Consider the following 8,465-nt stretch of genomic DNA (forward strand, 5'->3'; position numbering starts at 1 on the left):
ATGAATTATCTAAACATTACAAAATACATTTATTTAATCGTAGGAGCAGTAATGACTTATGATGCAATTTCTAAATGGAATGAGCCAGAAAAACCATGGCTACAAGTTATTATTGCCGCAACAGCATTTTTTACCTATTTTTTTAGAAGTCATTTTGCAAAAAAATTTGAAGAAAGAAAAAATCAAAACCAAAAGAATAGTCAAGAAAACCAATCTAATTCCTAAATGGAAATAGTAGTAATCATAACATGTTTACTTCTTTGTGCTTTTTTTGCAGGAATGGAAATTGCCTATGTTTCTAGCAATAAAATTTATCTTGAAATCGAAAAAAAACAAGATACTTTTCTATCAAAAATTTTAACAAAAATCACCGAAAAGCCGTCTAAATTTATAGCAACAATGCTTGTTGGAAACAATATTGCACTAGTTGTATATGGTTTTTTTATGGGCGATTTAGTAATGAATTGGATAAACTCCTTTGAATATCATTTCTCAGAACTTACTAATTTATTACTTCAAACTATAATCTCAACACTAATAGTATTAATAACTTCTGAATTCTTACCAAAAGTATTTTTTCAAATTTATGCCAATACATTGATTAAGTTTTTTGCAATTCCAAGCTATTTTTTCTACATAATATTTAACTATTTATCATCATTTGTAATTTGGATTTCTGATTTTATTTTAAAAAAATTCTTTAAAACCCAAGGCGATTATGTACCATCATTTTTTAGTAAAGTAGAATTAGGAAACTATATTAACGAACAAATGAGTACAGTGGATGAAAATGAAAATGTAGATTCTGAAATTCAAATTTTTCAAAATGCACTCGAATTTTCAGGAGTAAAAGCAAGAGAAATAATGACGCCAAGAACAGAACTTGTTGCTGTAGAGTTACATAGTTCAATATCAGAATTAAAAGAACTATTTATTAAAACAGGTTATTCTAAAATTTTAATTTATCAAAACTCATTAGATGATATTATTGGATATATACATTCGTTTGAATTGTTTAAAAAACCACGAAGCATTAAATCAATAATGATAGCTGTAGAATTTGTTCCAGAAACGATTTTTATTAAAGATGTCTTAAATCTTTTAACCAAAAAAAGAAAAAGTGTTGCAATCATTCTAGACGAATATGGAGGAACTTCGGGTATAATTACAGTTGAAGATATTGTTGAAGAACTTTTTGGAGAAATTGAAGACGAACACGACAATGACGAAGAATTGTTAGAAACTCAAATAGACGAAAACAATTACCTCTTTTCAGCTCGATTAGATGTTACTTATTTAAACGAAGAATACAAACTCAATATTCCAGAAAATGATTCTTATGGAACACTTGGCGGATTTATTGTAAATTTCACAAAAGAAATTCCTCAAAAAGGAGCTCAAATAGTAATTGATAACTTTCATTTTAGCATAGAAGAAGCTTCAAACACTAAAATAGATTTGGTGAAAATGACAATTAGAGAGTAAAAAATAAAAAAAATACTATTTTATTGTAAATTAATAGTCTAGTATTATAATTATTTCATAGATAATTGTATTTTCGCAAACTGAAATAAAAATAACAAACTTAAAAATGGCAGTTTTACAAAAAATCAGACAACGTTCATTACTTTTAATATTAGTTATAGGGTTTTGTCTATTAGCATTTATTATTGGAGATTTAATCCAAAACGGAGGTTTTAATTCACCTTCTAAAGACGTAGGAAATATAAACGGTAAAGAAATTCCATTTGAAACTTTTAGAATGAAAGTAGCAAATATGGAAAAAAACGGTCAAGGTACAACAACAACTCAAGCCGCAAATCAACTTTGGGATCAAGAAATTGCAATTGCATTGTTAACTTCTGAGTTTGAAACTTTAGGACTTCGTGCTGGTGAAAAACATATAATTGAAAACTTCAAAAACGATCCAAATATTGGTCAAAATCTTGCGTTTCAAAACGAATTGGGTAAATTTGATTTAAAAAAATTCAAAGAGTATTTTGTTACCAATCCTGATCAAGCTCAAATGATGAAGGATAGAGAAAAAGATGCTGTTTTAAATGCAAAATATCAAATGTATGCAGCGTTAGTAAAAGGCGGAATGTATACAACTACTGCAGAAGGAAAGTTTAAATATGAATTAGAAACCAACAAAGTTTCTTTTGAATATGTTGCCGTTCCATACTCAACTGTAAAAGATAGCGATATTAAAGTTACAGATGAAGAGTATTTAGATTACATGAAAAAACACGAGAAAAAATTCAAATCAGATGGAACTCGTGAAATAGAATATGTAATTATAGAAGATAAACCATCTAAACAAGATGAAGATGAAGTAAAAAATAAAGTAAATGCACTTTTAGTTGGAGGAGTTGTTTTTAACAAAGAAACCAATCAAAACGATACATTACCAAGTTTTAAAGCAGCTACAAATGTTCAAGAATTTGTTACTTTAAATTCTGATACACCTTATGATTCTACTTATATAGCAAAACAAGATTTGCCTGCAGAACATGCAGAAGCATTATTTAATTTGCCTGCAGGAGAAATTTATGGACCATACATGAACGGAAAAAACTATAGTATTTCTAAATCAATGGGAAGAAAATCAGGAGCAAAAGCTAAAGCAAGTCATATCTTAATAAGCTGGGAAGGAACACAATTGCCAAACAAAAAAGAAAAAAGAACTAAAGAACAAGCTAAAGCTAAAGCCGAAAGTATATTAGCTCAAGCATTAGCTAATCCTGCAAGTTTTGCAATGTTAGCACTAACAAGTTCTGATGATTCTTCTGCTCAACAAGGTGGTGATTTAGGGTTTTTTGGTCAAAATCAAATGGTAAAACCTTTCAATGATTTTGTGTTTAATAATCCAATTGGAAGAATAGGATTAGTAGAATCTGAATTTGGTTATCATGTTATTAATGTTACAGACAAACAAGATGCAATTCGTTTAGCTACAATAGCTCAAAGAATTGATCCTTCAGAATCAACTACAAATTTAGTATACACAAAAGCAACTAAATTTGAAATGGATGCAGCCGGAAAAGACTTTGCAACAGTTGCAAAAGCAGCTGGAGTAATTGTAAATCCTGCAATAAAAGCTAAGCCAATGGACGAAAGTTTTGGATCTGTTGGAAACCAAAGACAAATTGTAAAATGGGCTTATAACGAAGACACTAATGTTGGCGATGTAAAACGTTTTGAAATTGTTAATGTTGGTCACCTAATTGCTAAATTGAAAAAAGTAAACCAAAAAGGTTTGATGACTGTTGAAGAAGCTAAACCAATGATTGAAACTACTTTGAAAAATCAGAAAAAAGCCGAAAAATTAATGGCTAAAATGAAAGGTAGCTCACTTGATACAATTGCAAAAGCAAACGCAACAACTGTTCAACAAGCGTTAGATGTTACTATTGATAACCCAGTTTTAGCTGGAGCTGGAATGGAACTAAAAGTTGTTGGAACTGCTTATGGAACTGCTGCAAACAAAATTTCTGCACCAATCGAAGGTAACAGTGGAGTATATGTAATCAAAGCAAAATCAGTTGCGAAAGCACCAAAAATTGCAAAGTATGACGATTATGTAAATAAATTAAAAGGTAGCGCAGGTCAAGCTGCAGGAAGAATAATTCCAGCATTAAAAAATGATGCTAAAATTGACGATAACAGATTAGAATTTTATTAATAAATTTAAAATCTACAGTAATAAAAATCCCAATTTGTTTTTTCAAATTGGGATTTTTATTTTAATTTTAGATGATATTATAAAATCATTTCACAATATGGAATTACAATTTCAAATCCTTTTTCATTGAAATATTCTGTTGGGTTTTCTTTAGAAACTACCATAACAAAATCTCCACCCCAAGCACCAAGACTTTTTACAACACCAATAAAATCATGAAATAATATTTCTTGAACCGTTTGTAATTCTAAAACCAAACTCATTTCTATTTCGTGTTTTTTTAGAGCTTCAGCAAATTCTTTTACACTCTCAGTTTTTATAATTGTATTTGTAAAGGCATTAATTTTTTCAATAATTTTAAAAACTTTAGGTTGTTTATTATAATAAGATGCAATTGCCAATTTGCTATTTTGTTTTTTATTTAGATATACAAAATATATATTTTCTGTAAAATTTGGTTTAAAAACTATATTTTCAATCTTTGGTTTTTCATTAATTAATTGATAGAGAATTGCAGAATTATTTTGAGCACAAGCAATATCATAACCACTTCCGCCAAAACTATTTCTTAACAATGTAAAAGCATCAATTTGTAACCATTGAGAAATATTATTTATTAATGTTGATGATGTTCCTAAACCCCAAAATTTCGGAAAAGTTAATTCTGTTTTAATAGTGTAACCTCTTGATTTAGTAATAAAATCTGAATTCAATTTATAAGCTTCGCTCAAAATTTCAATTAAAGTATTCTTAATGTTTTTAGCATCATCAAATCGTTCTTTTCTAATTATAGATGAAAACGGAATTGTGTCTTCAAACCAAATGCTTCCGTCAGCATCAAAACTTGTCCAATGAATTAAATCGTTTTGTGCTTCTTCAATAATTAAATTCTGACCAAATTTTGTAGGTAATGCCAATGATTTCGCACCATCAAGAACAACATATTCTCCTGTTATTAATAATTTTCCGTTGCTGTAGAATTCTTTTTTCATTTATGATAAACTTGTTTCAGTAAAGTATTTGCCACGAAGACGCTAAAACACATAGTTTGTATATTAAAAGTTAATAATTTATATATTTTTTCACAAACTCACTAAGCCAACAAGCTTTTTTGTCATACTGAGCGCAGTCGAAGTGCCTTAATAAAAAACTTATTTCCTCAAATTTTCAATAAATTCAACTACTACTGAATGTGATATTGCATTATTTTCAAAATGTTTTTTTATCAATTTCCGTTCTTCATCAGTTGTTTTAAACTGATTTAAAATATTATTTATATGCATTTTCATATGTCCTTCTTGAATTCCAGTCGTGGTTAAAGAACGCAAAGCTGCAAAATTTTGCGCCAATCCTGTAACCGCAACCAATTTCATCAAATCATGCGCAGATGGTTTTCCTAAAATTTCTAAAGCCATTTTCACCATTGGATGCAACGAAGTTAAACCTCCAACAGTTCCCAAAGCTAAAGGAATTTCTAACCAGTAAGTAAAAATATCATTTTCTATTTTAGCATGAGATAAACTTGTATATTTTCCGTTTCTTGATGCATAAACATGAACTCCAGCTTCCACAGCGCGAAAATCATTTCCAGTTGCAAGCACAACAGCATCAACACCATTCATAATTCCTTTATTATGAGTTACAGCACGAAAAGGTTCTACTTCTGCAATGCGAATGGCTTGAATAATTTTCTCTGCAAATTCTTTAGGATTTGAAATGTTTTTATCTGATAATTCTTCAACTTTACATGAAACTTCTGCTCGTACAACGCAATTAGGAACATAATTAGATAATATGCTCATTATAACTTCGATATTTTTTTCTTCTTCTAAAAAATCATCAAAAAGTAAAGATTCTTCCTTTAAAGTTTTAGCAAATTGTTCTAAACAAGAGTTAATAAAATTAGCACCCATACTATCTTTGGTTTCAAAAGTAGCATGAAGTTGATAGTAATTTTCTAGTTCGTTGGTTTTATTTCTCAGTTCAATATCTAAAATTCCACCGCCACGTTTTTGCATATTTTTAGTAATGCTTTCAGTTGCAATGAAGAATTTATTTTTTATTTGTGAGAAGAATTTTTCTAGTTTTTCAGAATCACCTTTATAAATAAAATGAACTTGACCAATTTTTTCAGAATTTAAAACAGTTGCTTTAAAACCGCCACGAGTACTCCAATATTTTGCCGATTTAGATGCTGCAGCAACAACCGAACTTTCTTCAATAACCATAGGAATTGAATGATATTTTCCGTTTACAAGAAAATTAGGTGCAATTCCCATTGGCAAATAGAAATTGGTAATAGTGTTTTCTATAAATTCGTCGTGTAATTTTTGAAGATTTTCATCGCTATTCCAATATTGCTTTATTGTCGATATAGCTTCATTTGGATTTGAAAAGTATTCATTGGCAATCCAATTTATTTTTTCTTCTTTACTTAGTTTAGAAAATCCTGCAATGGCGTTTTTCATGTTGAAATGATTTTGGCTATATTTTTTGTAAAGATACGTTTTAGATTTTATTGTTATATTTGGTTTCAGATAAAAATAAAGCATCCTAAAATTGCATTTAACATAAATAATGGCAATTATTTCCAAATTTTTCACTAAAATTGGTGTCGTTTATAATCAAATTAAAAAATGAAATCAATTAAACTTTTTGCACTACTATTTTTAGTAAGTATTTCGCTAGTTGCACAACAAAAAATTACTGTTGAAGAAATATACACTGGAGCTTTTCGAACCAAAGGAATGGACGAATTGCAAGCAATGAAAAACACCAATCAATACACAATTTTAAATTCTGATAGAACTTCTAATAGTCAGCAAATAGATTTGTACGATTATGCTACACTAAAGAAAACATCTACTTTAATAGATACTAAAAGTTTCCCAGCATTGTCAGATGGAATTGATAGTTATACTTTTTCGTCTGATGAAAAACTTATTTTAATTGCTAACAATACCAATCCAATTTTTCGTCATTCGTTTACTGCCGATTATTATCTGTATAATTCTACAACTAAAGAATTATCTAAATTATTTGAACAAGTTCAAGAACCAACGCTTTCTCCAGATGGTTTAAAAGTGGCTTATGCTAAAGCAAATGATTTATTTGTATATGATATTGAGTCCAAACAAACGGTGCAAATTACTTCTGACGGAAAGAAAAACGCTATAATTAACGGAATTACGGATTGGGTTTATGAAGAAGAATTTGCCTTTGTGAAAGCATTCGATTGGAGTACCGATTCTAAAAAAATAGCATTTATTCGTTTTGACGAAACTGAAGTGCCAGAATTTACAATGAATATTTATAAAAAAGAATTGTATCCAACGGTTGAAACATTTAAATATCCAAAAGCTGGCGAAAAAAACGCTACTGTTTCTTTACATATTTATGATGTAAATGCTAAATCTAAAAAAGATATAAATCTTGGAAATTATCAAGACTTTTATATTGCAAGAATGAAATGGACGAATGATGCCAACATTGTTTGTGCACAAGTTTTAAACCGTCATCAAGACAATCTAGATTTGATATTTGTTGACGCAACTACTGGAAATGCCAAAGTTGTAATGAACGAAAAAGACAAAGCTTATGTAGATGTAACTGATAATTTAACATTTTTAAAAGACAATAGTTTTATTTGGACATCAGAAAAAGATGGTTTCAACCACATTTATTTATTTGATAAAACAGGAAAATTAAAAAATCAAGTTACCAAAGGAAATTGGGAAGTAACTGCTTATTATGGTTTTGACGAAAAAAACAAAACTATTTATTATCAATCGGTTGAAAATGGTTCAATAGTTCGGGATGTTTATAAAATTTCGCTCGACGGAAAAAAGAAAGTCAAATTATCACAACAAGTAGGAACTAATTCTGCCACTTTTAGTCCAAATTTTGATTATTTTATCAATACTTTTTCAAGCGTAACTGTTCCAACAATTTATACTTTGAATAATTCTAAAGATGGAAAACAAGTGCAATCTATTGTAAACAACGATGCTTTATTAGAAAAATTAAAGAAATATAATCTTCCAAATAAGGAATTTTTCGAACTTACTACAGAAAAAGGAAACAAGCTAAACGCTTGGATGATTAAGCCAAAAGATTTTGATGCAACCAAGAAATATCCAGTTTTTATGTATCAATATTCTGGTCCAGGTTCGCAAGAAGTTGCCAATAATTGGTTAGATACCAATGATATGTGGTTTATGATGTTGTCGCAACAAGGTTATATAATTGCTTGTGTTGATGGTCGTGGAACAGGTTTTAAAGGTGCAGCTTTCAAGAAAATTACCCAAAAAGAATTAGGAAAATATGAAGTTGAAGACCAAATTGATGCTGCCAAAGTTATAGGAAATTATTCTTATGTAGATAAAACTAGAATTGGTATATTTGGCTGGTCGTATGGAGGATTTATGGCAAGCAATTGTATTTTAAAAGGTGCAGATGTTTTTAAAACTGCCATTGCTGTTGCGCCAGTTACCAATTGGAGATTTTATGACAGTATTTATACCGAAAGATATTTACAAACGCCACAAGAAAACGCAAGTGGATATGACAGTAATTCGCCAATAAATTTTACAGATAAATTAAAAGGAAATTTTCTTTTAATTCATGGAACAGCAGATGATAACGTGCATTTTCAAAATTCAATGCAAATGATTGAAGCTCTGGTACAATCCAACAAGCAATTTGACTGGGCAGTTTATCCTGATAAAAATCATGGAATTTATGGCGGAAAAACAAGAATTCAATTGTATAATAAAATGAC

6 protein-coding genes are annotated in these 8,465 nt (G+C 29.3%); 4 read left to right on the top strand and 2 right to left on the bottom strand.

Going from position 1 to position 8,465, the window contains the following annotated elements; all coding sequences use genetic code 11:
• The 3 genes from ACH2BO_RS13360 (at position 1) to ACH2BO_RS13370 (ending at position 3,685) form a co-directional block, all read left to right on the top strand.
• A complete protein-coding gene (locus tag ACH2BO_RS13360) occupies positions 1–225 on the top strand; it encodes a hypothetical protein (protein WP_395045231.1) in 225 nt (74 codons plus the stop codon).
• Complete coding sequence (locus ACH2BO_RS13365; RefSeq protein ID WP_395045232.1) at positions 226–1,485, top strand: hemolysin family protein; 1,260 nt, start codon at positions 226–228, stop codon at positions 1,483–1,485.
• 106 nt (positions 1,486–1,591) lie between these two features.
• Positions 1,592–3,685 (top strand): peptidylprolyl isomerase, encoded by a 2,094-nt coding sequence (locus tag ACH2BO_RS13370; protein ID WP_395045233.1) that lies wholly within the window; start codon positions 1,592–1,594, stop codon positions 3,683–3,685.
• A 77-nt stretch (positions 3,686–3,762) separates the two neighbouring features.
• Here the strand turns inward: ACH2BO_RS13370 and ACH2BO_RS13375 are convergent, their stop codons facing one another.
• On the bottom strand, positions 3,763–4,677 hold the full coding sequence (locus tag ACH2BO_RS13375; protein ID WP_395045234.1) for a GYDIA family GHMP kinase: 915 nt from the start codon (positions 4,675–4,677) through the stop codon (positions 3,763–3,765).
• 159 nt (positions 4,678–4,836) lie between these two features.
• Entirely contained in the window at positions 4,837–6,237 is a 1,401-nt protein-coding gene (locus ACH2BO_RS13380) for a hydroxymethylglutaryl-CoA reductase, degradative (RefSeq protein ID WP_395045235.1), read from the bottom strand.
• Positions 6,238–6,321: 84 nt separating this feature from the next.
• Here ACH2BO_RS13380 and ACH2BO_RS13385 point away from each other — a divergent pair.
• A partial coding sequence (locus tag ACH2BO_RS13385; RefSeq protein WP_395045236.1) for a S9 family peptidase occupies positions 6,322–8,465 on the top strand: 2,144 nt, incomplete at its 3' end.

Source organism: Flavobacterium sp., assembly GCF_043773265.1.
Taxonomy (GTDB): domain Bacteria; phylum Bacteroidota; class Bacteroidia; order Flavobacteriales; family Flavobacteriaceae; genus Flavobacterium.